Origin of the sequence: Flavobacterium sp., assembly GCF_039930565.1 — a bacterium.
GTDB lineage: Bacteria > Bacteroidota > Bacteroidia > Flavobacteriales > Flavobacteriaceae > Flavobacterium.
In genome coordinates this window covers 17,657-41,069 of record NZ_JBDTTP010000033.1, presented here as the reverse complement: position 1 = coordinate 41,069, position 23,413 = coordinate 17,657, and the positions used below count along the sequence as shown (strand labels likewise).

Genomic DNA, 23,413 nt, shown 5'->3' with positions numbered 1-23,413 from the left:
GTCGTTTGGCAATATGGCGGGATTTGGCTTAATTTGAAGATGGTTTTGTACTTGGGAAATTAGTCATTAACCGAAAGATTAGGCTTTCTTAATCCGCCAAGCGACCAAAATTTAGCGTTAAGGCTAAAAAAAAGCAGAAAACAATGCAATTCAATACATGTAAAACAGAAAATATAAAATAATACTTATGATAACACATTTTGAAAATTTAATTAAAAAAGCATATCCAGCTTTTAATTCAAGAGATATTGACACTGCACTTTCTACATTTCATTCAGAAGTTGAATGGCCAAAAGCATTTGAAGGTGGTTATGTAAGTGGACACGATGAAATAAGAAATTATTGGACAAGACAATGGACTGAAATAAATCCAACTGTTGAACCAATTGAATTTAATGAAAGACCAAATGGAAAATTTGAAGTGTCTGTTCACCAAATAGTAAAAGACTTGGAAGGCAATGTTATATTTGACGGAAAAGTAAAACATATATACACATTAGAAGACAGCTTATTGCGAAGAATGGATATTGAAATTTAATAAACATAAATTATGCAAATTTTAAAGTAAAGAAAAGTCAAAAATTAGAAAATAATTCAAAACAACTTATTAATAATTTAAATATTTACTAAAGCCCGAACCGCTAAAAGCAGTTTCAGGAAATTAAAAGCAGTTTCAGGAAATGACGAGAAATGTGGTAAATTCACGTTTTTCTTGTGAAAGAAAAACTAGCTTAGTGTAAAATATGCGGTTACAAAGTTCGCCAATTCTTGAAGCCACGAAATATTCGCGTTATTGTAGAACGACACACTAAAATAAACTCAAATATTTGAGAATGAAACAATCAATAGTTCATATAGCCATAGTAGTAAAAGACTATGATGAAGCTATAGATTTTTATACAAAATAACTACGTTTGATTTGGTTGAAGATATTTATCAACCAGAACAAGACAAAAGATGGGTCGTAGTAGCACCACCAAATTCTACAGGGACAACAATTTTATTGGCAGGAGCTTCAAAACCAGAACAACAAGAATTTATTGGAAACCAAACGGGTGGAAGAGTATTTTTATTCTTAAACTCTGATAATTTTTGGAGGGATTACAATGAAATGGTAATTAAAGGAATTGAGTTTGTTCGAGAACCAAAAAAAGAGGACTTTGGAACTGTAGCTGTATTCAAAGACTTATATAGAAATTTATGGGACTTATTAGAACTCAATGAAGTAAAAAACTCCATATTATTCCATCGCAGTTTTAAGAATAAAAGAAATAGAAAAAACCGCACTTGCAATAAGTGAACTTAAAAAATTACAGCAACTTACAATACTTGAAAAGGGAAATATCAGCTTCGATATACAACAAGAAATTGAAAACCCAACAAGAATAATAATTTCGGAGTGTTTTGCCAATGACCAAAATTTTAAAGAACATTTAATTTCTAAACACTTCCTGGCCTTTATGAAATTTGACTTAGTTGAACTTCAAAAAGGCTACTCAACGAATAAAATTCAATAGAAAACAACGAACCGCTGACAAGGATTTAGCAAAAAAGGCAGAATTGCTAAATTGAAATTTGTACTTCTATAAAACATTTATGCATTGAAACCCCCTTTTTCGCAAAACCTAAGACGTTAGAAGAAATATTATGAAGAAACACACATCAGTATTTGTATTATTTAGTTTCAACAATGATATTCTAAAAGAATTATTTACGAGATTTGGGTTTTAGGCTGGATTTAAAGATAGTTTTATAGTTGGTAAATTTGTATTTAACCGAAAAATCTAGCATCTTTAATCCCAAACGTCGCATTCTATGGCAAAATCCAAATAAAAAATGCTAAAATTATGCTGCAAATTTTTGAATGTTTGCATAAGGTGTTCCGTGGTTAGTGGTGGAGAAAATTCGTCCCAACTGCCAAGACATTACAGGCAAGCATAAAAAGAAGAAGCCTAAATATGAAAAAAGATAATCCTGATTTTGATGCATTTTATAAATCTTAAAAAAATATAGTATGATTATTACGAAAACTTCCTTAAAATTGATTTCCACAACTGTCCTTATTGTGAGTAGCCTTTTATGGAGCTTAACAATCAAAGCTCAGCAAATTACAGGCCCCGAAACTGCTTTCGATGCAAAAGAGGCTAAAGCCCTTTTAGAACCCGGCAAGAGTATTGTTAAAGGTATTTCTTACTACGCACCCAAAGCAAAAATTGGTATTCGGAACATGAATAAGAGCACTTGGAGAATGAATGTAAATGAAGAAGTATTTCTTTATCCTATGACCAAACACTTAGAAGAATGGGCAAAAATGCGAAAGAAAACAACTTATGGAAACAAAATTTATAAACTTTCCAATGAGTGTATGGAATACTACAAATCAGCAATCATTAATGAATATGGAAAATTTGAAATTAAGAATATTAAGCCCGGAAGATATTGGATTTTGACGAATTATGATTGGAGTGGAAATGCATATGGTGATGAAAAAACTCTTAGGTTCGAGAAATTTATCGAAATAAAATCGGATGGAGATGTATCAGATATTAAGCTAACAAATTAAAAGAATAAATGAAAAACAGCAATTTATACTAAAATTTAAAGCAGAAGACCTACCTATAAAAATGACTTTACGTCAGGCAGACTAAGTGCATAATTCAACTTTAGTTTTTTCAATTGAACTTTAGTAATAATATCTACTTTTTTGCTTCGATTTCCTGCCCGAACGCAAAGCTCCAAAATATTCACATTCTATAAAAACCAAAATGCACAAAACAAACTCAAAACAAATTCTAGTCATACTTTTTTTGACTTTAACTGTAAATTTCATTTTTGCACAGAAAAAAGAGTTTAGGGAAACCACTGTTGATAGTTTAACTTTCGCAAATAACAGAAAAATAGTAAACAGCCTCAATACAGATGGCTTTGTAAAAAAAATATTTATTAAAGAAGATATACAAATTCCTTATAGGCTCTTAACGCCAAAAGATAATAGTAATAAACAAAAATATCCTTTAGTAATTACTTTTCATAATTCGACCCGAATTGGAAATGATAATGAAAATCAACTTGAACCGTTTGCCAAAATTTGGTTGCGGCCTGAAATTTACACTCAATATCAATGTTATGTTATCGCCCCTCAATTCAGCAAACGTTCTTCCAATTATGAAAAAAACAGCGATAGTATTCCAATCTCAAAACCTTCAAAAGATGTTTTTGCCTTATTGGAATTAATTCAAAATGTCGAAAAAGAATATTCCAACATTGATACAAACAGAATTTACCTGATTGGTTATTCTATGGGTGGTTCAACAGCACAAAATTTACTCAATATGGCGCCAGACAAATTTGCGGCTGTTGTTTCTGTTGCTGCAGTTCCTGATTTTTCTAATCTTAAAAAATTAAGCAGCAAAAATATATGGCTTATTCACGGAGAAAAAGATGATGAGAATCCTTATGCAGGAAGTGTTGAATTGTTTAACAAACTCTCTTCAAACAAAAAAATGGTTTTTACCACTTTAAATAATCTGAATCATAATAACATTATTATTCCGTTTTTAATAACAGAGGAAATTCCAAAATGGCTGTTTGAAAAGCGTAAATAAAAATACTAACGTTTAAAAAAACGGTCAGCTAAGTGTGCAATCTGACACAGTTTTAATCAAAAATGAACAGAATCTATCTACATGCAATTATAATCATCCTCTTATTTGATAATTGTGCAGTTGAAAAATAGAAAATAGCAAATAATCAGACCAACCCTGATTATATGGTTAAAATAGATAATATAATCCTACACGACAGTTCAAGAAACCGTGAAGTACCAGTTACTTTCTACATTCCGGATACCAACAATAAAATAAAACAACAGTTAATTATTTTTAGTCACGGTTATTATGAAAACAAAGGAGGTTCGAATTTAAAATATTCCTACCTGACCAAATTCCTGGCATCAACAACAACTTCCGCCTGGAGTGCAGGAATTACCGCTATCCGAATTTAATTGGGTCAGTTTCAATTTTGTTTTTTCGGCAGGAATTCCACATTGCTCTTGAGCCAGACAAGCAGTTTGTTTGTTTATTAACAAAAAATCTTTTCCATTAAAACCTAAATCATATTTTCCAATAGTAGTATTCTGATATTCAACCTCAATTTCAAAATCTTCTATTCCTAAAATCTTTTCCGAAAGTTCGATAATATGAATCAGTTTTTGGGGTTTTAAACGATGTTCAAAATCATTGGCATCCCAAAGCTGAAAATTCACAACAGTTTCGTTACGAATCGTTCCTCCGCAATCAATGAAGTTTTTGGTAATTAAACCGACTTCAGTAACATGAAAATATTCCGGAACATAGCTTCCGTTTGGTAATTGAAAATTTACTGCTTCAACAATATTCAGTATTTGTTTAATTTCTGAAAGTTTCATAATTTTAAGTTTAGTTGTTTATTGCAATATTGCGATTTAATTGGCTAAAAAAATGTTTAACAGCATTTTTGATTGGTAACCGTTATAATAATTTTAGAAAAATAATCATTCAAAACAGCAAAGGCTTTTTCATCAATGCAATAACAAATGGCATTACCTTCGATATTTCCTTTAATAAGTCCGGCGTTGTTCAGTTCTTTTAAATGTTGGGAAACAGTAGGCTGGGCAAGAGGCAGCTCATTGACAATATCACCGCAGATACAGGCATTTACTTTAAGCAGATATTCGATAATGGCAATTCTGGCAGGGTGTCCCAAGGCTTTTGCAATTATGGCAATCTGATTTTGTTTGTCTGTAAAGTGATCTGTTTTAGTTGCGCCCATTTTAATATTTTTATATTGCAATATTACGATAAATATTTTTATAAAAATAAAATAATAACATTTTTAATATTTAAAAGGAATCTTAATCACAGTCCTTTTTTAAGATGTAAATAATAATAACAAATATCATTCAAAACGCATTCTTCACATTTTGGTTTTGGTCTGCATATTTCCCTTCCATGAAACGATATTGCCATACCTATTTCTGACCACATTTTTTTAGGCAATACTTCCATCAATTGCTTTTCAACCTTATTGCCATCTTTGCTTTCTTTTGCGATTCCAATTCTGGGCGCAACCCTAATTACGTGTAAGTCGGTAATAATTCCTTCGGCTGGCTGATGGGTTTCCCTTAAAATGACATTGGCAGATTTTCTTCCCAGACCTTTCAAAGCGGTCAATCCATTCATGGTTAACGGAATTTCGTTATCATTTTGAATTGTTTTCGCAATTTCCAAGAGCCATGAAGTTTTGGTGGCATGATTTCGAACCTTGCTGACATAGGGCATAAAAGTTTCAGAATCTGTTTTTGAAAGACTTTTTAAAGTTGGAAATTTAGCGAAAAGGGCAGGAGCAATATTATTTATATTAGCATCGGAATCCTGGGCTGACAATACAACCATTACCAGCAATTGATATGTATTTTCATAATCCAAAGGATGTTTCTTTCCCTTATATTCTTTTAAAATGGGTTTTAAATCGTTTTCCCAATTTTTGTTTTCCTCAAATAAATTCATCTTTACAATTTTAGGGTTGAATGAATTCAACAATTTTTTGAATAACAGTCTGATTTCCTAACAGCTTTCGATGTCCTAAACCTTCTGTTAAAAATAAGACACCGTTTTTTAGATGTTTATGAATGTGAATTCCCGCTTTTACGGGAACTTCCGGATCATCATTGTCATGAATTACCAAAACCGGAATTTCAATTTTTTCTACTGCTTTGTAAGCTGAAAAATCATCCATCTTAACCTGATATTTGTTTTCAAAATAATCACGCAGTCGAATACTAATTTCGGGTTTTAATCCCAATTTAAAAATAAATTCATTCAAAATATCCTGGACAATATCACCACTGCCAATAATAACTGCCTTTTTTACATTCAGGCCATTTTTAATTGCATTTAAAACCGACATTCCGCCTAATGAATGGCCAATAGCAAACTCAAAAGGGCCATATCGCTTTTCAATTTCCAGAACTGATTCAATAAATTCAGACATTATGGTTGTCTTTCCTTCTGATTTTCCGTGAGCCGGAGCATCAAAACTCACAGCAGAAAATCCATTTTCTATTAAAACATCGGCAATTTTAAACAATTGTGTTCCCCGTCCTGACCATCCGTGTACAAGCAAAACTTTTTTCACACTTTCTCCATATTCATACACCACAATCTTTTTATTAATGGATGGAACATGTAAAGTATTTTGACTGCTTTTTGAATCCATATCCAATTCTCTTTTAGGAATCTTATGTTTTATTGGAGTTGTAAAAAGCTTTGCCGCATATTTAGTAACTAATTTAGAAGATATAAGAGCACATATCTTGGTTGTAACAATAATAAATTGTGGAATTTTTAAAGATTGCGTAGGATTAGGCTTCTTTTTTGGCATATCAATAAATTTTATTTGGAGTCTCTATTTTATTTTATTTTTCCTAAATTTAAAAAACATAAAAGTACCACAAATATGAAAGTGTTCGGTATAATTTAAATTACAATTTATTCTAATTATTTGATTTCTAAATGGAAATATTTCACATAAGTGCAGAATGTTACCCAATGGCAAAAGTGGGAGGCTTGGCTGATGTTGTCGGAGCATTGCCAAAGTATCAGAAAAATGCAGGGCATCAGGTCAGGGTAGTGGTTCCGGGTTATGATACAAAGTTTAAAAAAGAAAATGTTTTTGAAAATGTATATTCCGGAAATGTCAAATTAGGAAATTTTGACTTTCCATTTAGTGTATTAAAAGAAAGCACTGATAAGTTGGGTTATGAATTGTACCTGATTGAAATTAAAGAATTATTTGACCGCCCCAATGTATATGGATATGAAGATGATATTGAGCGGTTTTTATCTTTTCAAATTGCGGCTTTAGATTGGATTTTGGCTGAAAATATAATTCCGGATGTCATCAATTGCCACGATCATCATACGGGATTGATTCCATTTATGCTTAAATACAGTTATAAATATGAAGTCTTAAGTAATGTAAGGACGGTTATTACCATTCATAATGGTTTGTACCAGGGTTGGTTTGATTATGATAAAATGAATTATCTGCCTGAATTTGATGTCCGTCATGCCGGATTTTTAGAATGGAATAATTCGTTGAATTCATTGGCTGTAGCAGTTAAATGTGCGCATGCCGTTACGACTGTTTCGCCTAGTTATCTGGATGAAATCAATGTTTCAGCAAACGGACTGGAATCCTTATTTAATAAGGTACGCAGCAAATCAATAGGTATTTTAAACGGAATAGATATTGAAGTCTGGAATCCATTAACCGATAAAATGCTCGAAAAACATTTTTCTATTGAGGATTTTAAAACTGGAAAACAAAAGAATAAAGAAAAATTATGCGAACGTTTTGACTTAGATCCAACACAACCATTGTTTAGCTTTATTGGGCGATTGTTTGAGGAAAAAGGCGGTGATCTTTTGCCTCAGGCTTCTGCATTAGCTTTATCTGAGAATTTACAAAAGATCAATATTCTGATTTTGGGGTCCGGAAATCCGGAAATTGAAACACAATTATTACAATTAAAAGAACAATATAAAGGAAATTACAATGTATTTATCGGATATAATGAAGAATTATCGCACCTTATTTATGCAGGCTCTGATTTTATTTTGATGCCATCCAGAGTAGAACCATGCGGATTGAACCAGATGTATGCCTTACGTTACGGAACAGTTCCGATTGTGAGGAAAACAGGAGGTTTGCGTGATACGGTAATTGATTTTGGGGATAATGGAAACGGAATTTGCCACGATCAGGCATCGGTGGGGGATATTTTTTATTCTATTAACCGTGCCGTAAAATTGTATGCAGATGCTGAAGAATTCAATAAAATAAGAGAAAAAGGAATGGCAATTGATCATTCGTGGGAAAGAGTTTGTCAGGAATATATAGAAATATACAATCAAATAATTCAGAAAAATGAAAACTAATAAAAAAGGAGTAGTAGCCATTATTTTAGGAGGCGGTCAGGGGTCGCGTTTGTATCCTTTAACAGAAACAAGGTCAAAACCTGCTGTTCCAATTGGTGGAAAATACAGACTGGTAGATATTCCGATATCCAATTGCATCAATTCAGATATCTTTAAAATATTTGTATTGACTCAATTTAATTCAGCTTCCTTAAATGCACACATCAAAAACACCTTCAATTTCAGCATTTTCAGCCAGTCATTTGTAGATATTTTAGCAGCTGAGCAAACTCCTGATAATCCCACCTGGTTTCAGGGTACAGCAGATGCCGTTCGTCAGTGTATGTCGCATTTTTTAAAACATGATTTTGAATACGCCTTAATTTTATCAGGTGATCAGTTGTACCAAATGGATTTTAACGAAATGCTGGAAGCCCATATTGCAGCTGACGCCGCAATTTCTATCGCTACTTTACCGGTAAATGCTAAAGATGCTCCTGAATTTGGAATTCTTAAAACCAATCATGAAAGCTGTATTGAGGCTTTTATCGAAAAGCCAAATGCATCGCTTTTGCCTCAATGGGAATCTGAGGTTAGCGAACAAATGCAGGCTCAGGGAAAAAAATATTTAGCCTCAATGGGAATCTACATCTTCAATCGTCAATTGTTAGAAGATTTGATGGCTGACCCCGATACAAAAGATTTTGGAAAAGAAATCATTCCGCAGGCCGTGGGCAAACATAAAATCCTAAGCTATCAGTACGAAGGATATTGGACAGATATTGGAAATATAGAATCATTTTTTGAAGCTAATATTGGTCTGACAGCAGATATTCCTGAGTTTAATCTGTTTGATAATGAAAATAAGATTTTTACCCGTCCAAGATTATTACCTCCTTCAAAATTCAGAGACTCTAATATCAATCAATCCTTAATTTCTGAAGGTTGTATCATCAATGCACAGGAAATCAAAAGTTCTGTAATTGGTATTCGTTCCCGAATAGGCAACGGAACTGTAATTCAGCATTCGTATGTAATGGGTAATGATTTTTATCAGGATCTTGATGAAATGAATCAGGACACACATAATAATAAAAATCATGTTGGAATAGGAGAAAATTGCTTTATAAAAAATGCTTTGGTTGATAAAAATGTTCGCATTGGAAATAATGTTCACATTAACGGAGGTAAGCATCTGGAAAATTTCACCAATGATTTGTATACCATTAAAGATGGTATTGTTGTGATTAAAAAAGGCGCTGTTCTCCCTGATAATTTTAGGATAGATTAATTTTTAGTCCTTAGTAATTAGTCCCTGGTGATTAGTTCTTAATCTTTAGCTATTTGTTTATAGCAAATTAGTAAAGAGTAATTTGGGATTAGTCTTGTGACCTTGATCATGAAAATTCATTAAATGTTCTTTAAAAGAATATTAATTACTTAATAATAATTGCCGAGAATCAAGAACTAAGAGCTATTATTAAAACTAATTACAAGGAACTAAACTAAACTCATATAATTACCAATGACTAACAGCTATTAACTATCAATTAAGTACTAATTAATAATCACGAGGTACTAGCCACTAATTACTAAGTACTAAGTACTAATCACTAAGAACTAAAAACATATGTCCAACGTTATTACGCATTCTCTATTTACTGATTTTGATATCGACTTATTCAAAGCAGGGAAACACTTCAAATTATACGAAAAGCTGGGTGCACACTTAGTGGAAGTTAATGGAGTGAAAGGCGTTTATTTTGCAGTTTGGGCACCTACTGCACAATCAGTTTCAGTAGTTGGAGATTTTAATTACTGGACACAAGGCGAGCATTTACTTCAGGTACGTTGGGATTCTTCGGGGATTTGGGAAGGTTTTATTCCGAATTTAGCCAAAGGTGCCGTTTACAAATATAAAATCCAGTCCAGTATTGACGGAGTTCTAACCGAAAAAGCAGATCCTTTTTCTTTATACTGCGAAAAACCGCCTCATACAGCTTCTGTAGTATGGGATTTAGATTATAGCTGGAAAGATGAAACTTGGATGCAGTCGCGGCAGCAGCATAATGCGTTAGACAAACCCTATTCGGTTTACGAAGTACATTTAGGCTCCTGGAAACGTGGCGATCATAATCGTTTTTTAACGTATTTGGAATTAGCCGATGATTTAGTAGCTTATGTCAAAGAGACAGGTTTTACGCATGTAGAATTTATGCCGGTAATGGAATATCCATATGATCCTTCATGGGGTTATCAATTGGTTGGATATTTTGCACCAACCTCCCGTTTTGGGAAACCTCAGGATTTTATGGTGTTGGTAGATAAATTGCATCAGGCAGGAATTGGTGTGATTTTGGACTGGGTGCCATCGCATTTTCCTGATGATGCGCACGGTTTAGGATTTTTTGACGGCTCACATTTATATGAACATCCTGACCGCAGAAAAGGCTATCATCCGGATTGGAAAAGCCTTGTTTTCAATTACGGGCGTAATGAAGTTCGTGCCTTTTTAATCAGTAATGCTGTCTTTTGGCTGCACTATTATCATATTGATGGTCTGCGGGTTGATGCTGTAGCTTCCATGTTATATTTGGATTATTCCAGAAATGAAGGCGAATGGGAGCCTAATATTTATGGTGGAAGGGAAAATCTGGATACGATTAGTTTTCTTAAAGAATTCAATGAAGTTATTTATGCCAATTTTGATGGTGTTCAGACAATTGCAGAAGAAAGTACGTCATTTCCAATGGTTTCCAGACCAACATTTACAGGAGGATTAGGTTTCGGAATGAAATGGATGATGGGATGGATGCATGATACTTTACAATATTTCCAAAAGGATACCATATATAGAAAGTACCATCAAAACGATTTGACTTTTTCGATGACATATGCCTTTACTGAAAACTTCATGCTGCCTTTTTCACATGATGAAGTGGTTTACGGAAAACAATCGATTGCTAATAAAATGCCCGGAGACGAATGGCAGAAATTTGCTAATCTAAGATTGCTTTACGGCTACATGTTTACGCATCCCGGAACTAAATTATTATTCATGGGTTCAGAATTTGGACAAACTGCCGAATGGAATTTCGAAAATAGCCTGGATTGGCATTTACTGCAATACGACTATCATATTGGAATTAAAAAAGTTATTACCGATTTAAATGCACTGTATAAATCGCAACCGGCATTGTATGAAAAGCAGTTTAGCGGTGAAGGTTTCGAATGGATTAATTATTCCGATCATCAGAATGCTGTTTTATCGTATATCCGTAAAGGGAATAATTCACAGGAAAATTTAATTATTGTATGTAATTTTACTCCTGTTGTCCGTGAAAATTATAGAATTGGAATTCCTGTAAAAGGAAAATTAAAAGAAATATTCAACAGTGATTCACCAATTTATGGAGGAAGTGGGGTTGGCAATTCAGGAATATTGAACATTGATTCATCGCCTTATGATGGCAGGGATTATTCTGTTGAATTAATTTTACCTCCATTAAGTGTTACGATTTATTCTTTTGAATAGTGAAGTCACGTATTTAACACTTGTCATTTAACCAATTTTTAAGTTATAAATTACTGAATTATTGATTTTTCTATATTGAATTTATCACTAAATCAAAAAAAACGTTTTCGTGAATAAACCTAATATTCATAGGGGCTTACTTAGTTTTTTTGTATGTTTGAAAACAAACTTAATTCGGCTTAATTAATTCATCAGCAATATGATTGTAAATACACAATTAGAATACAAAGGAGATTTATATCCATCAAAAATTGTGTCGTTTGAACATCAGGGTGATACCATTTTTTTCAATACGGACAATAAAGTAATCCTGAAAGTTACTGTTCTTAGGGATAGTTTAATTCGTTTCCGATTTACAACTAAAGGTTATTTTAGCAACGATTTTTCATATGCAATCGATAAAACCCAGCTGCATGGCTATAATTTTCTTGAACTTACAGAAGAGGAAACTTTTTTTCAGATCAGAACCAGTAAGGTAAAATGTAAAATTCAGAAAATAGATCTTCGATTATCAATTTTTAATTTGGATGATCAGCTGATTCTGGAAGATGAACTTGGATTTCATTGGGAAGAAAGCTATGAATATGGTGGGAATATTGTAAAAATGAGCAAGTCTTCTAAAGACGGAGAATGTTTTTACGGTCTTGGAGATAAAGCTACTCAAATGAATTTAAAAGGCAAAAGAGTAGAAAACTTTGCTACTGACCAATATGCTTATCAAAAAGACCAGGAACCTTTGTATAAAGTAGTCCCATTTTATATCGGTTTGCAAAACAAACAATCTTACGGTATTTTCTTTGACAATACATTTAGGACTTTTTTTGATTTTTGTCAGGAAAGACGAAATGTAACAAGCTTTTGGGCTGAAGGCGGTGAAATGAACTATTATTTTATTTACGGTCCACAAATGCAGGATGTGGTAACAACTTATACCGATTTAACTGGTAAGCCGGAATTGCCGCCACTTTGGGTTTTAGGATACCATCAATGTAAATGGAGCTATTATCCTGAAAGCAAGGTCAAAGAAATCACTTCTAAATTTAGGGAATTAAAAATTCCGTGCGATGCCATTTATCTGGATATTGATTACATGGAAGGTTTTAGATGTTTTACCTGGAATAAAGAATATTTTCCTGATCCAAAGAAAATGGTGGCTGAATTAGCCGAAGATGGTTTTAAAACCGTTGTAATCATAGATCCGGGAATTAAAATTGACAAGGATTATTGGGTGTATCAGGAAGGATTGGAGAAAGATTATTTTTGCAAAAGAGCCGATGGGCCTTATATGAAAGGAAAAGTATGGCCGGGCGAATGTAATTTTCCTGATTATACAAATCCGGTTGTCCGTGAATGGTGGGCAGGATTATTCAAGGAATTAATTTCGGATATTGGCGTAAAGGGAGTATGGAATGATATGAATGAACCAGCTGTTATGGAGGTTCCAAATAAAACTTTTCCGATGGATGTTCGTCATGATTATGATGGTAATCCTTGTAGCCACAGAAAGGCACATAATATTTATGGTACCCAAATGGCCAGGGCAACTTATCATGGTGTGAAGCGGTTTGCTTATCCAAAACGCCCATTTGTAATTACCCGATCAGCCTATTCAGGTGCTCAGCGCTACACTTCATCCTGGACAGGAGATAATGTAGCAACCTGGGAACATTTATGGATAGCCAATATTCAGGTACAAAGAATGTGTATTTCCGGAATGGGTTTTACCGGTTCTGACATTGGAGGTTTTGCAGAACAGCCAACAGGTGAATTATATGCACGTTGGATTCAATTAGGCGTTTTTCATCCTTTTTGTAGAACACATTCATCTGGCGATCATGGAAATCAGGAACCATGGGCTTTTGATGAAGAAGTAATTAACATAACTAGAAAGTTCGTGAATTTACGTTATCAGTTGTTACCTTATTTGTATACCATGTTCTGGCAATATATTGAAGAAGGTATTCCAATGCTAAAACCTTTGGTCTATTACGATCAGGATGATATTCAGACACATTATCGCAATGATGAATTTATATTTGGAGAACAAATATTAGTATGTCCTATTCTGGAACCTAATTCCTTAGGAAGAAGAATGTATATTCCAAGAGGCGAGTGGTATAACTACTGGACAAATGAATTTTTATCCGGCGGAAGGGAAGTTTGGATTGATACTAAATTCGATGAAATTCCACTTTTTGTAAAAGCAGGAGCCATCATTCCAAAATATCCGGTACAACAATATGTTGGGGAACTTGAATTTGATGAACTGACTCTCGATTTGTATTATAAAAATGGTAAAGAAAAATCGGTAGTGTATGAAGATGCTCAGGATGGCTACGATTATAAAAAGGGGCGCTACAGTTTTTTATCTTTCAGGACTATTGGAAAAGAAAAAGAACTGATTATTCAATTACATAAGGAAGGTAAATACGACACAGCTTACAGTAAATATAAAATCAATTTAATTGGATTGCCATTTAAAGTTACTCAAATAGAAATCGATAATGAAATAGTCGAATTTGATTCGGGTAGTTTTGAATTGAATCACTTCTTAATTGTTGACAAAGAGTTTAATGAACTTCATATCAGCGGAGAATAAAGGATTATTTTTAAGATTATTATAAAAGGCGAAACATCAAAAAATGAAGTTTCGCTTTTTATTTTTTTGAAGCTCCTTAATTATCATATTTTGATAAAATACTATTAATTCCGGTACACCAAAAATGATATCTTTATCAACTTTGCTTAACTATCAAATTAACCGGAATTACTATGAAATCTATTTCACTTCATCAAAGCTGGCTTTATTTTATTTGTTTAATATTCTCTTATACACAGGCACAAAATAAATCTGAAAGGGATTTACTTTTAATTGACAAAGACTGGACTTTCAATTTTGGTCATCAGTACGATACCGAAAAAGATTTTAGTCATGCCACAGGTTATTTCTCTTACTTAACTAAAACAGGATATGGGGATGGGCCTGCAGCACAGGGATTTGATGATCGCGCCTGGAGAAAATTAGATTTACCTCATGATTGGGCAGTGGAACAATCATTTAGTGAAAAAGCAAGTTTTAGTCATGGTTTTAAAACAGCAGGAAAAGGTTTTCCAGAAAAGAATATTGGATGGTACCGAAAAAAAATAAATATTCCCGAAACAGACAATGGTAAAATAATCTCTTTAAAATTCGATGGTGTTTTTAGGAATTCGAAAGTCTTTTTTAACGGATATTATCTGGGAACGGAACAAAGCGGCTATAACGGATTTGAATATGATGTTTCTGCTTATGTAAATTATGGTGGAGAAAATACCATTGTCGTTCGTGTTGATGCCTCAATGGAAGAAGGCTGGTTTTATGAAGGTGCTGGAATTTACAGGCATGTTTATCTGCAGAAAACCAATCCGATTCACATTATGACAAACGGAACTTATGTTACTTCTGAAATTAAAAATGATAATGCAGAAGTTACTGCACAGGTTACAATCCAAAACAAAGGAAACTACAAAGGTACAATTGAACTAATTCAGTACATATATGATGCTTCGGGCAAGCAAGTTGCAACAACTACAGAAAATGTAGCAGCTCCCGAATTTTATAAAACAACAAATTATACTTCAAAATTGGAAGTGAAAAACCCGTTATTATGGGATCTTGAATCCCCGTATTTGTATAAACTGGTAACTCAGATTCAGCAAAACGGAAAAATAATTGACAGTTATGAAACGCCTTTCGGAATCAGAACGATTCGTTTTGATGCAGAAAATGGTTTTTTTCTTAACGGAAAATCAGTAAAACTAAAAGGTACAAATAATCATCAGGACCATGCAGGAATAGGAACTGCCTTGCCGGATGAACTGCAGTATTTCCGAATCAAAAAACTGAAAGAGATGGGATCCAATGCCTATCGTTGCTCACATCATCCTCCAACTCCTGAATTGCTTAAAGCTTGTGACGAATTAGGAATGCTTGTAATTGATGAAACACGTTTAATGGGAATTAACGATTACCATTTGAATGATTTAAAAAGAATGATTGAGCGCGATCGTAATCATCCAAGTATTTTTTGCTGGTCGGTTGGAAATGAAGAATGGAATATTGAAGGCGGAATTGTTGGTGAACGGATCACAAATGTGATGCAGGGATTTACAAAAAGTATGGATACAACAAGACCTGTAACGGTTGGAATCAGCAGTGGTTTCAGAAGCGGAATATCTTCTGTTGTAGAAATTATGGGGTATAATTATCTTGGAAACGGAGATATTGATGCGCATCGAAATCAATTCAAACAACAACCAGGAATGGGAACGGAGGAAGGTTCTTCTTTTGCCACCCGTGGAGTTTATTTCACTGATGATGCCAAACATTATCAAAGTGCCTATGACAGAAAACCTAGACCAAGTTTTTACAGTATCGAGGAAGGCTGGAAGTTTTATGATGAACGGCCTTATTTAGCAGGAGTATTTTTTTGGACCGGTTTTGATTATCGGGGAGAACCAACTCCATACGGCTGGCCATCGGTTACATCCTATTTTGGAATGATGGATGTTTGCGGTTTCCCGAAAGACAATGTTTATTATTTAAAATCCTGGTGGGGAAGTGATCCTGTTTTGCATATCATGCCACATTGGAATTGGAGTGGGATGGAAGGGAAAGAAATCGATGTCTGGGTACATTCAAATTGTGACGAAGTGGAACTTTTCGTGAACAAAAAAAGTCTCGGAAAAAAGAAAATGGAACTCAACAGCCATTTAGAATGGAAGGTTAATTATACTCCTGGAACTTTAGAAGCGATTGGATATAAAAACGGAAAAAAGATTTTAACGGAAACTAAAAAAACAACAGGAATTGCAGAAAATATTCAGCTTTCTTTGGATAAAGAAAATAATTTGAATACAAATGTAAGCGTTGTAACAGTTGAAGTTATGGATAAAAAAGGTTTTCATGTACCAACAGCGAATAATGAAATTATTTTTTCTATAAAAGGTGGAAAAATCTTGGGAGTAGGTAATGGTGATCCAACTTCATTAGAAAACGATAAATTTATTGATGACATAAGCCTTGTTGCCATAAATAATTTTGAGGAGAAGAAATTAGCTTCTGCTGATTTGACTGATCAAAATACTAATGATCCAGAAAACAATTGGATGCCGGCTTTTAAAGAAAGGGATTATAAGAATCAGGCCCCTTCTTATGTTTACAGAGGCAAATTTGAACTATCAAATTCTATAAAAAACTCAACTGTTAGTTTTTTTTACAAAAAAATTGGTCTAAATGCAGTAGTTTTTGTTAACGGAAATAAAATTGCTCCAAGTACTGAAGATCCTCAAAAGTATATTTTTAATTCTATTTTTTTGAAGCAGGGAACAAATACTATTCAGATTATTGCCCCACCTTTGCAAAAAGCAAAAGAATGGGATGTTATGAATACAGATCCCGGAATCATTCAGGTAATTACGCCAGCTGAGCAGTGGAAAAGAAAATTATTTAATGGTTATGCCCAAATTATCATCGAGAAGGATGAAAATACTTCCGAAGTTATATTATCGGCTACAGCCAAAGGACTAAAAAAAGGAACCTTAGTTAAAAAATAGTTTAAAGTTTCAGGTTCGCAATGTTTGTTGTAACTAACCTGAAACTTTAAACAAAAAACTTATTTTATTCTTTGAATAGCATAAGCCGACTGACTTTTATCTCCGGATAAAAGTTTGCCTAATTTTGAACTGATGACATACACATTTCCATCTGAAGCTAAAGCAGCTGTTGTTGGAAAATCCTCTTTTCCAATAGTGGTTTCACTTATTTTGACAGCACTTGTCCAGTTATTTTTGCCTGACAAAGTATATGTTTTGCCTAATGCTAATCCATTTTCAACAACCACCAAATTATTATTTTTATCAAATTCGATACCATCCGGAGCACTAAATGTAGTTCCTTCAACCTCAGTAATGCTGGCGGGATTTGACAGTGATATTTTCAATAATTTAGAAGTATCGGTTTTGGCAACCAACAGATAACCATCCGGATGAAAAACTATTCCGTTTAAACCAAATTCATTTGGTTTGGGCTGAAACAAAGTATTGGTTGCAAATATGGAAGCAGCATAATTTGAATCTAATTTATAAATAACAGGAGAAAATGAATCAGTAATGTAGATATTACCTTGTAAGTCTACGGCAATATCATTTGGGCAAGAACCTGCATTAGGTGTAAAATTCTTCAAGTCTATTTCTTTGATCAATTCACCGGAAGTAAGGTTGAAAACACTCACAGTAGCTATTGAACCAGCGCTTGTTGCTGTGCTTTTTTGCGAGATACCCAAATCGGCATTAGCCACAATTAATCTGTTTCTGGCTTCATCTGTATAAACTCCTGTTGGTAAAACGAGTTTGCTGCTTGTAGCAAAAACCGAAAGTTGTCCTTTTGTATTCATTGCATATACAGCTCCCTTCTGTAAGGAACTAAACAGAAATCTTTCATTTTTAGAATCGTAATCAATTCCCTCCGGATAAAGTCCGACATCCGTTATGATATATTTGTTTTGGAATGAAACCGAAGTTTCTGTTGATTTTTTTTCACTGTCACAAGACAGGAAAAGAATTGAAAATGCTGCAATCAAAATTGTATTTTTCATTTTTATTAATTTAAATTATTTGTCGGTATTGACATTGCAAATTTGTGACAGAATAAGAAAAATAAAAATGAACTGGTTTAGGAAATTAAGTTGAACCAGTTTAACTTTTTGAATTTTTGCGATTGCGTATTTTACTTAAATATTCGGTACTGAAACCAAGATAAGAAGCTAAGGCATATTGTGGAACACGTTTGGCAATAGCAGCATATTTTTCCATAAACTCATCATAACGCTCTTCGGCTGTTTTTGTAAAATTGGATAACAGTCTTTTTTGCTGAAGAGCAAGTGAACGCTGGGTTATAATGCGTTCAAATTTTTCAAGTTTTGGAATTTCCTCCAGAAATTTTTGCTCGTCTTCGTATTCAATCTGAATAAGAACCGAATCTTCCAAAGCCTCAACAAATAAAGTGGCAGGTTCCTGGTAAATCAAACTGCTGTAATCAGAAATCCACCAGTCTTCGATAGCGAAGGATAAGGTATGTTCTTTCCCTTCATTGTCTACCAAATATCCCCTGAAAGCACCTTTTACCACATAACTTTTATGTTTACAGACAAAACCGGGCTGTACGATGAACTGTCTTTTTTTTACTTTGGTAATTTTCAAAAAAGTGGCCAGATGTTTTTTTTCATCATCTGTCAAATCCACATATCTTGAGATATAATCTATAACGGGTAATAAATCATTCATTTAGCAAAGATAAAATTTATTTAAGGAGAAAGTAATATGCATTTAAATATTTGATTTTTTAGAAGTGATACTATTATTTGATTTTCATAACTTTGTAAAATGAAAAATGAACCCCGCGTTTCTGAAGTCGGTACAAATGACTTAAAACTAAAAGGTTTTAAGGTATATGAGATAAATGAAAATATTAGTAAAATTCCAACTTACAACAGGAGAGATTTTTACAAAATTTGTATTTATACAAGTAAAAGCCTGTTGCATTATGCGGATCGAGGTATAGAAACGGATGGAACAGTATTATTTTTTGGAAATCCCTATATTCCATATTCCTGGGAAACTATTTCCTCTTCTTACCAGGGTTATGCCTGTGTTTTTACAGAGGAATTCTTAAAAGTAAATGACCGCTCTGAAAGTCTTCATGAATCGCCTTTGTTTAAAATAGGAGGAACTCCAATATTTTCATTATCAGCTGACCAAAAGCTATTTATAGATTCATTATTTTTAAAAATGATTGCAGAACAAGATACTGATTATGTGTTTAAGGATGATTTAATTCGGAATTATATCAATCTGATTATTCATGAATCAATGAAAATGCAACCTTCCGTGAATTTTTTTAAGCATAAAAATGCATCTTCCAGAATTACATCCTTATTTTTAGAATTGCTAGAAAGACAATTTCCAATTGAAAATAAAACTCAGCCATTAGTATTAAAAACACCACAGGATTATGCACAAAGTCTCGCTGTTCATGTAAATCATTTAAATCGTTCCGTAAAGGAAATTACAGGAAAACCAACTACGGCACATATTACAGAAAGAATTATTGGGGAAGCCAAATTATTACTGCAACACACAGACTGGAGCATCGCTGACATTGGATATTCACTCGGATTTGAATACCCAAGCTATTTTAATAATTATTTTAAAAGACTTACCGGAACAATTCCAAAATCGTTAAGAGTATAAAATGTTTCATATTCATAATTTTTTGTTTGATTTTTATTATTCGGAAGTGTCGTGCTTAATGTAATTTTGACCTAATGCAATATCTTAATCAGGACACATGATATAATATCGGGTTAAAATGGTCCTGAAAGTGTAAATTTTCAGAAGAATTAACAATAACTAATCTAAAACTATATGTCAGTACATTACACAACCGTTACAGAAGAAGGTAAGATTCCCAATACATATATGACCGGAGAGGTATTTTACAAAAAACAAACAAGTAATATTCATCCGGAAAATACCGTTATAAAAGAAGTAGTTTTTGAGCCTGAATCAAGATCTAACTGGCATATTAACTCCAGTCTGCAATTGCTTATTGCAACAAATGGTGAAGGTTATTTTCAGGAAAAAGGCCAATGCATACGAATACTCTGTAAAGACGAGGTCATTACTATTTTACCTGGAGTAGAACATTGGTATGGTGCAACACCTTTTAACAGCTTTTCGTACATTACCATCATTACAGAGATTGATAAAGGTTCTGGACAATGGCTTAAAAGCGTAACAGATAATGAATATTATAGTTTGATAAATAGCGTGGTTAAAAAATAAATTCTTAATGAGTTTATTTTTTAAGCTGTAAAAAATAGTTTCATTCCTTCTTCAATTGATTAATTAGTACCGAAGAAACTTTTAAAACAGTTCCATGACGTGTACCTTTAGGAAAACTAACCTGTTCAGAAATGTCTTCCCAGCCTTTTGAAGTCTGTTTTATCGCTCCATATTTTTTCAGAGTGTATTTGTCAAAATAAACAATCCATTCATTATTTACCTGAATGGCTGTCGGACCTTCTGCCCAGTAATTTCCTGTGATTGGATCACCAGCTTTTGTATATGGGCCTTCAAGATTTTTACTTGTGGCAATTTTCAAATTTTTCTGTACAGGAACTTTTGTTTCATCTTTAAGGTACATCGTAAATCCATTATCTGTTTTTACAATTGAAGCATCGATAACATTAAACCCCGGATCGTAAAGCAATTTGGTTTTAGAGAATTTTTTGAAATCCTTAGTTTTGGTATAATAAATTCGATGATTGTATCCTTTTTCTTCTTCCGATTTGGTTTCCGGAAATTTACTATCAATTGTTGAAGCCCAGTAGATCATGTATTCTTTTGATTTTTCATCATAAGTGATTTCCGGTGCCCATGTATTTCTCGTTTTTTCTTCATGCGCCATAACCGGAATAAATTCTTGTTTCGACCAATGGATTAAATCTTTAGAAGAAGCATACCCAATTCCTTTATCTGTCCAACTCACAGTCCAGACCATGTGATACAATCCATCGCCGCCTTTTATGATACAGGGATCACGCATTAATTTGTCTTTACCCACTTCTGGAGTCAGGAAAGATTCCTCTTTTTTTAAGGCTTCCCATTTATAGCCGTCTTCACTGTAAGCCAGATGCAGGCCATCTTCACCATTTCCTTTAAAATAAGAGAAAACATAACCATCCGGTTTTAAAATATAATCATTTGCTGCCAGCCATTTTGCACAGGTTTCAGGCCAAAATTGATTTGTTCCCTTAACTCCTAAGCCAAAACCATGTCCGCCATTTTCGTAAATATGCATTTCAGCAGGTACTTTTTCCCTTTTTAATGCGAGGTAATAATTGATAATGTTTTCAACAGGAACCGCTTTATCATCTGTAGCATGAATCAAAAATGCTTTTGGAGTATCGGCAGTAATTTGTTTTTCATTTGAAAATTTTTCAATAAGCTCTGATGAAGGATTTTTACCCAATAAATTATTTTTGGAGCCTTCATGTGTAATACTTTCCTGCATTGAAATTACCGGATAAATCAAAATAGAAAAATCAGGTCTTGCACTTGTATTATCAGTTGATTCATATACTCTTTCATTATAATGTGTCGATAGAGTTGAAGCAAGGTGACCTCCGGCTGAAAATCCCATAATTCCAATTTTATTTGGATTTATTTTCCATTTTTCAGCATTTTTCCTTACCATTCTAACTGCTTCCTGAGCATCCTGTAATGGTCCAACCGACTTGTTTTTCATAATTAAATCGCTTGGTAATCTGTACTTTAAAACAAACGCATTTATTCCTAAAGTAGTAAGCCATTCGGCTACTTTATGTCCTTCTTTATAGTTGGATAAATAGCTGTAACCACCCCCTGCACAGATAATGACACAAGAGCCGTTCGATTTTTCTGCATTGGCAAAATAGAGGGTAAGTGTAGGCTTAACTACTTCTTTTACTCTTTTTACGTTTCCGTTGTCTTCATAATCGGTTTTTTCAGTATATTCTTTAGACTCGATTGCATTGGGAACTTTATCCCACAATTGAATTTCTTTCTGTTGGGAAAAAGCATTAATGCTTATCCAAAAACATAGAAAGGCTATAGCAAGTTTGGTATTATGGAAGTTTTTCATGAATTCTATTTCGATAATGTACAGTATTCCTGTAAAGTTGCACATTTTTTTTATTTCATCTTATAAATTTCTGAACCAGCCAGTAAAAAACAACCTAATCCGTAATCTTCAAAATCAGGAATTTTATCATACGATAAGGGTTGTCCGTCTTTGGGCTCTTTTCCTGTCGATTGCAGGTAACCTAAAAAACCATTATCATGCAAAGCATCTTTAGTAATGGCATCCCATGCTTTTTGAATCACAGGTAAATACGTTTCTTTTTTCAAAATTCCGCTGTTGATTCCGTATGCTATTCCGTACACAAATAGCGCAGTTCCTGAGGTTTCTTTTTCGCCAAAATTCGTAGGATCATGTAAACTTACATTCCAGAACCCATCCGCTCTCTGAATCGGAACTAAAGCTGCTGCCATCGCTTTTAAATCTTTTACATATTGTTCTCTGTGAGGTGCATTCTTCGGAATTATCGTCAATACTTTTGCCAAAGCACCAATAACCCATCCATTACCGCGGCTCCAATAGCAATCTTCGCCGTTTGGTTCTTTGTACGGAGGATCAAAATCGGCATCACGCCACCACAAACCGTCTTTTGGATTAAAAAGCCCGTTATCACCATGTTTATTTCTTGAATACATATACATTTCGTACATCTTTTTATAGTAATGCTCATCATTTTCAAGAACTCCCAATTTAGCAAAAACCGGCATTCCCATCTGAATAGCATCAATCCATGACCAGTCATCAAGTTGAGGCGTATTCAACAGCATGTTGATATTGGCTTTTGTGTTTTTTATTTTTTCAGCATCCGGTTCTAAATTGTACAGATCAATATAAGTTTGAGCTGCGCAATAATTATCGGCATTACGGGTAACGTTTCCGCCGTTAAAACCCCATTTGTGAAATTCTGACCAGTTGTATGCATAGTTATAATAGGCTTCCTTAGGAAAAATTTCATGTAAAGCCATCAATCCTTCATAATATACTGCACGTGTCCAAATGTTGCTGGGGCGTTCTTTATTAGTAACGATTGTTTTTCCTGTTTCAGGCCATTTTTCCATAAAATAATCATTGGCTAAAATCATCTGTTTTAGTACTAATTTTTTATCAAATGATTTTTGTGCGTTTGTAGTGTTAGTATAGGAAAGGCATATAACGAAGAATAAAACTATTTTTTTCATTTTTTAATTTATTATTTTGGGA

General features: G+C 33.6%; 21 protein-coding genes. 13 read left to right on the top strand and 8 right to left on the bottom strand.

Annotated elements, in window-relative coordinates; genetic code table 11:
* Positions 1 to 187 precede the first annotated feature (187 nt).
* The 6 genes from ABI657_RS10145 to ABI657_RS10120 all read left to right on the top strand — a co-directional run bounded on the left by ABI657_RS10145 (position 188) and on the right by ABI657_RS10120 (position 4,003).
* Complete coding sequence (locus ABI657_RS10145; protein ID WP_348097142.1) at positions 188 to 538, top strand: nuclear transport factor 2 family protein; 351 nt, start codon at positions 188 to 190, stop codon at positions 536 to 538.
* Between the two features lie 295 nt (positions 539 to 833).
* Positions 834 to 908, top strand: coding sequence for a VOC family protein (locus ABI657_RS10140; protein ID WP_348097143.1), 75 nt, complete (start codon positions 834 to 836; stop codon positions 906 to 908).
* 11 nt (positions 909 to 919) lie between these two features.
* On the top strand, positions 920 to 1,300 hold the full coding sequence (locus ABI657_RS10135; protein WP_348097141.1) for a VOC family protein: 381 nt from the start codon (positions 920 to 922) through the stop codon (positions 1,298 to 1,300).
* 714 nt (positions 1,301 to 2,014) lie between these two features.
* Positions 2,015 to 2,563: a hypothetical protein gene (locus ABI657_RS10130; RefSeq protein ID WP_348097140.1), complete on the top strand. Its 549-nt coding sequence runs from the start codon at positions 2,015 to 2,017 to the stop codon at positions 2,561 to 2,563.
* Between the two features lie 202 nt (positions 2,564 to 2,765).
* The gene (locus ABI657_RS10125; protein ID WP_348097139.1) at positions 2,766 to 3,605 is read left to right on the top strand and encodes an alpha/beta fold hydrolase; all 840 of its coding nucleotides are present in this window, start codon (positions 2,766 to 2,768) and stop codon (positions 3,603 to 3,605) included.
* A 164-nt stretch (positions 3,606 to 3,769) separates the two neighbouring features.
* The gene (locus tag ABI657_RS10120; RefSeq protein ID WP_348097138.1) at positions 3,770 to 4,003 is read left to right on the top strand and encodes a hypothetical protein; all 234 of its coding nucleotides are present in this window, start codon (positions 3,770 to 3,772) and stop codon (positions 4,001 to 4,003) included.
* On the opposite strand, the gene ABI657_RS10115 is transcribed toward ABI657_RS10120, so the two are convergent.
* The 4 genes from ABI657_RS10115 to ABI657_RS10100 form a co-directional block, all read right to left on the bottom strand.
* Positions 3,953 to 4,426, bottom strand: a complete 474-nt coding sequence (locus ABI657_RS10115; RefSeq protein WP_348097137.1) for a DUF6428 family protein — start codon at positions 4,424 to 4,426, stop codon at positions 3,953 to 3,955. The genes ABI657_RS10120 and ABI657_RS10115 overlap by 51 nt on opposite strands.
* A gap of 56 nt (positions 4,427 to 4,482) precedes the next feature.
* On the bottom strand, positions 4,483 to 4,809 hold the full coding sequence (locus tag ABI657_RS10110; protein ID WP_348097136.1) for a metalloregulator ArsR/SmtB family transcription factor: 327 nt from the start codon (positions 4,807 to 4,809) through the stop codon (positions 4,483 to 4,485).
* An 86-nt stretch (positions 4,810 to 4,895) separates the two neighbouring features.
* Positions 4,896 to 5,546: an endonuclease III gene (locus ABI657_RS10105; RefSeq protein WP_348097135.1), complete on the bottom strand. Its 651-nt coding sequence runs from the start codon at positions 5,544 to 5,546 to the stop codon at positions 4,896 to 4,898.
* A 10-nt stretch (positions 5,547 to 5,556) separates the two neighbouring features.
* Positions 5,557 to 6,420, bottom strand: a complete 864-nt coding sequence (locus ABI657_RS10100; RefSeq protein WP_348097134.1) for an alpha/beta hydrolase — start codon at positions 6,418 to 6,420, stop codon at positions 5,557 to 5,559.
* Between the two features lie 131 nt (positions 6,421 to 6,551).
* Here ABI657_RS10100 and ABI657_RS10095 point away from each other — a divergent pair, with 131 nt between their 5' ends.
* The 5 genes from ABI657_RS10095 to galA all read left to right on the top strand — a co-directional run bounded on the left by ABI657_RS10095 (position 6,552) and on the right by galA (position 17,088).
* On the top strand, positions 6,552 to 7,979 hold the full coding sequence (locus ABI657_RS10095; protein ID WP_348097133.1) for a glycogen synthase: 1,428 nt from the start codon (positions 6,552 to 6,554) through the stop codon (positions 7,977 to 7,979).
* A complete protein-coding gene (locus tag ABI657_RS10090; protein WP_348097132.1) occupies positions 7,969 to 9,249 on the top strand; it encodes a glucose-1-phosphate adenylyltransferase in 1,281 nt (426 codons plus the stop codon). Before ABI657_RS10095 ends, ABI657_RS10090 begins: the two co-directional genes overlap by 11 nt.
* Positions 9,250 to 9,588: 339 nt before the next feature.
* Positions 9,589 to 11,493 (top strand): 1,4-alpha-glucan branching protein GlgB, encoded by a 1,905-nt coding sequence (gene glgB, locus ABI657_RS10085; protein WP_348097131.1) that lies wholly within the window; start codon positions 9,589 to 9,591, stop codon positions 11,491 to 11,493.
* A gap of 199 nt (positions 11,494 to 11,692) precedes the next feature.
* On the top strand, positions 11,693 to 14,092 hold the full coding sequence (locus ABI657_RS10080; protein WP_348097130.1) for a glycoside hydrolase family 31 protein: 2,400 nt from the start codon (positions 11,693 to 11,695) through the stop codon (positions 14,090 to 14,092).
* A 173-nt stretch (positions 14,093 to 14,265) separates the two neighbouring features.
* Complete coding sequence (gene galA, locus ABI657_RS10075) at positions 14,266 to 17,088, top strand: beta-galactosidase GalA (RefSeq protein ID WP_348097129.1); 2,823 nt, start codon at positions 14,266 to 14,268, stop codon at positions 17,086 to 17,088.
* A gap of 59 nt (positions 17,089 to 17,147) precedes the next feature.
* Here galA and ABI657_RS10070 read toward each other — a convergent pair whose 3' ends face one another.
* Together ABI657_RS10070 and ABI657_RS10065 are read right to left on the bottom strand one after the other, a co-directional pair.
* Positions 17,148 to 18,128 (bottom strand): SMP-30/gluconolactonase/LRE family protein, encoded by a 981-nt coding sequence (locus tag ABI657_RS10070; RefSeq protein WP_348097128.1) that lies wholly within the window; start codon positions 18,126 to 18,128, stop codon positions 17,148 to 17,150.
* 100 nt (positions 18,129 to 18,228) lie between these two features.
* Complete coding sequence (locus ABI657_RS10065) at positions 18,229 to 18,816, bottom strand: Crp/Fnr family transcriptional regulator (RefSeq protein ID WP_348097127.1); 588 nt, start codon at positions 18,814 to 18,816, stop codon at positions 18,229 to 18,231.
* A gap of 99 nt (positions 18,817 to 18,915) precedes the next feature.
* Between ABI657_RS10065 and ABI657_RS10060 the strand changes: the two genes are divergently transcribed.
* Entirely contained in the window at positions 18,916 to 19,782 is an 867-nt protein-coding gene (locus ABI657_RS10060) for a helix-turn-helix domain-containing protein (protein WP_348097126.1), read from the top strand.
* A 174-nt stretch (positions 19,783 to 19,956) separates the two neighbouring features.
* Positions 19,957 to 20,376 carry a cupin domain-containing protein gene (locus ABI657_RS10055; RefSeq protein ID WP_348097125.1) on the top strand — a complete coding sequence of 140 codons (420 nt, stop codon included), beginning with the start codon at positions 19,957 to 19,959 and terminating at the stop codon, positions 20,374 to 20,376.
* Between the two features lie 40 nt (positions 20,377 to 20,416).
* On the opposite strand, the gene ABI657_RS10050 is transcribed toward ABI657_RS10055, so the two are convergent.
* The gene (locus ABI657_RS10050; RefSeq protein ID WP_348097124.1) at positions 20,417 to 22,261 is read right to left on the bottom strand and encodes an alpha/beta hydrolase fold domain-containing protein; all 1,845 of its coding nucleotides are present in this window, start codon (positions 22,259 to 22,261) and stop codon (positions 20,417 to 20,419) included.
* A 5-nt stretch (positions 22,262 to 22,266) separates the two neighbouring features.
* Complete coding sequence (locus tag ABI657_RS10045; RefSeq protein ID WP_348097123.1) at positions 22,267 to 23,391, bottom strand: glycoside hydrolase family 88 protein; 1,125 nt, start codon at positions 23,389 to 23,391, stop codon at positions 22,267 to 22,269.
* Positions 23,392 to 23,413 lie beyond the last annotated feature (22 nt).

What these genes read in the sequence shown, in the direction of transcription:
- ABI657_RS10110 (WP_348097136.1), bottom strand. Translation starts at nt 4,809, where the DNA reads ATGGGCGCAACTAAAACAGATCACTTTACAGACAAACAAAATCAGATT.
- ABI657_RS10125 (WP_348097139.1), top strand. Translation starts at nt 2,766, where the DNA reads ATGCACAAAACAAACTCAAAACAAATTCTAGTCATACTTTTTTTGACT.
- ABI657_RS10145 (WP_348097142.1), top strand. Translation starts at nt 188, where the DNA reads ATGATAACACATTTTGAAAATTTAATTAAAAAAGCATATCCAGCTTTT.
- ABI657_RS10070 (WP_348097128.1), bottom strand. Translation starts at nt 18,128, where the DNA reads ATGAAAAATACAATTTTGATTGCAGCATTTTCAATTCTTTTCCTGTCT.
- ABI657_RS10105 (WP_348097135.1), bottom strand. Translation starts at nt 5,546, where the DNA reads ATGAATTTATTTGAGGAAAACAAAAATTGGGAAAACGATTTAAAACCC.
- ABI657_RS10090 (WP_348097132.1), top strand. Translation starts at nt 7,969, where the DNA reads ATGAAAACTAATAAAAAAGGAGTAGTAGCCATTATTTTAGGAGGCGGT.
- ABI657_RS10050 (WP_348097124.1), bottom strand. Translation starts at nt 22,261, where the DNA reads ATGTGCAACTTTACAGGAATACTGTACATTATCGAAATAGAATTCATG.
- ABI657_RS10115 (WP_348097137.1), bottom strand. Translation starts at nt 4,426, where the DNA reads ATGAAACTTTCAGAAATTAAACAAATACTGAATATTGTTGAAGCAGTA.
- ABI657_RS10120 (WP_348097138.1), top strand. Translation starts at nt 3,770, where the DNA reads ATGGTTAAAATAGATAATATAATCCTACACGACAGTTCAAGAAACCGT.
- ABI657_RS10065 (WP_348097127.1), bottom strand. Translation starts at nt 18,816, where the DNA reads ATGAATGATTTATTACCCGTTATAGATTATATCTCAAGATATGTGGAT.
- galA (WP_348097129.1), top strand. Translation starts at nt 14,266, where the DNA reads ATGAAATCTATTTCACTTCATCAAAGCTGGCTTTATTTTATTTGTTTA.
- ABI657_RS10100 (WP_348097134.1), bottom strand. Translation starts at nt 6,420, where the DNA reads ATGCCAAAAAAGAAGCCTAATCCTACGCAATCTTTAAAAATTCCACAA.
- ABI657_RS10055 (WP_348097125.1), top strand. Translation starts at nt 19,957, where the DNA reads ATGTCAGTACATTACACAACCGTTACAGAAGAAGGTAAGATTCCCAAT.
- ABI657_RS10045 (WP_348097123.1), bottom strand. Translation starts at nt 23,391, where the DNA reads ATGAAAAAAATAGTTTTATTCTTCGTTATATGCCTTTCCTATACTAAC.
- ABI657_RS10060 (WP_348097126.1), top strand. Translation starts at nt 18,916, where the DNA reads ATGAAAAATGAACCCCGCGTTTCTGAAGTCGGTACAAATGACTTAAAA.
- ABI657_RS10080 (WP_348097130.1), top strand. Translation starts at nt 11,693, where the DNA reads ATGATTGTAAATACACAATTAGAATACAAAGGAGATTTATATCCATCA.
- glgB (WP_348097131.1), top strand. Translation starts at nt 9,589, where the DNA reads ATGTCCAACGTTATTACGCATTCTCTATTTACTGATTTTGATATCGAC.
- ABI657_RS10130 (WP_348097140.1), top strand. Translation starts at nt 2,015, where the DNA reads ATGATTATTACGAAAACTTCCTTAAAATTGATTTCCACAACTGTCCTT.
- ABI657_RS10095 (WP_348097133.1), top strand. Translation starts at nt 6,552, where the DNA reads ATGGAAATATTTCACATAAGTGCAGAATGTTACCCAATGGCAAAAGTG.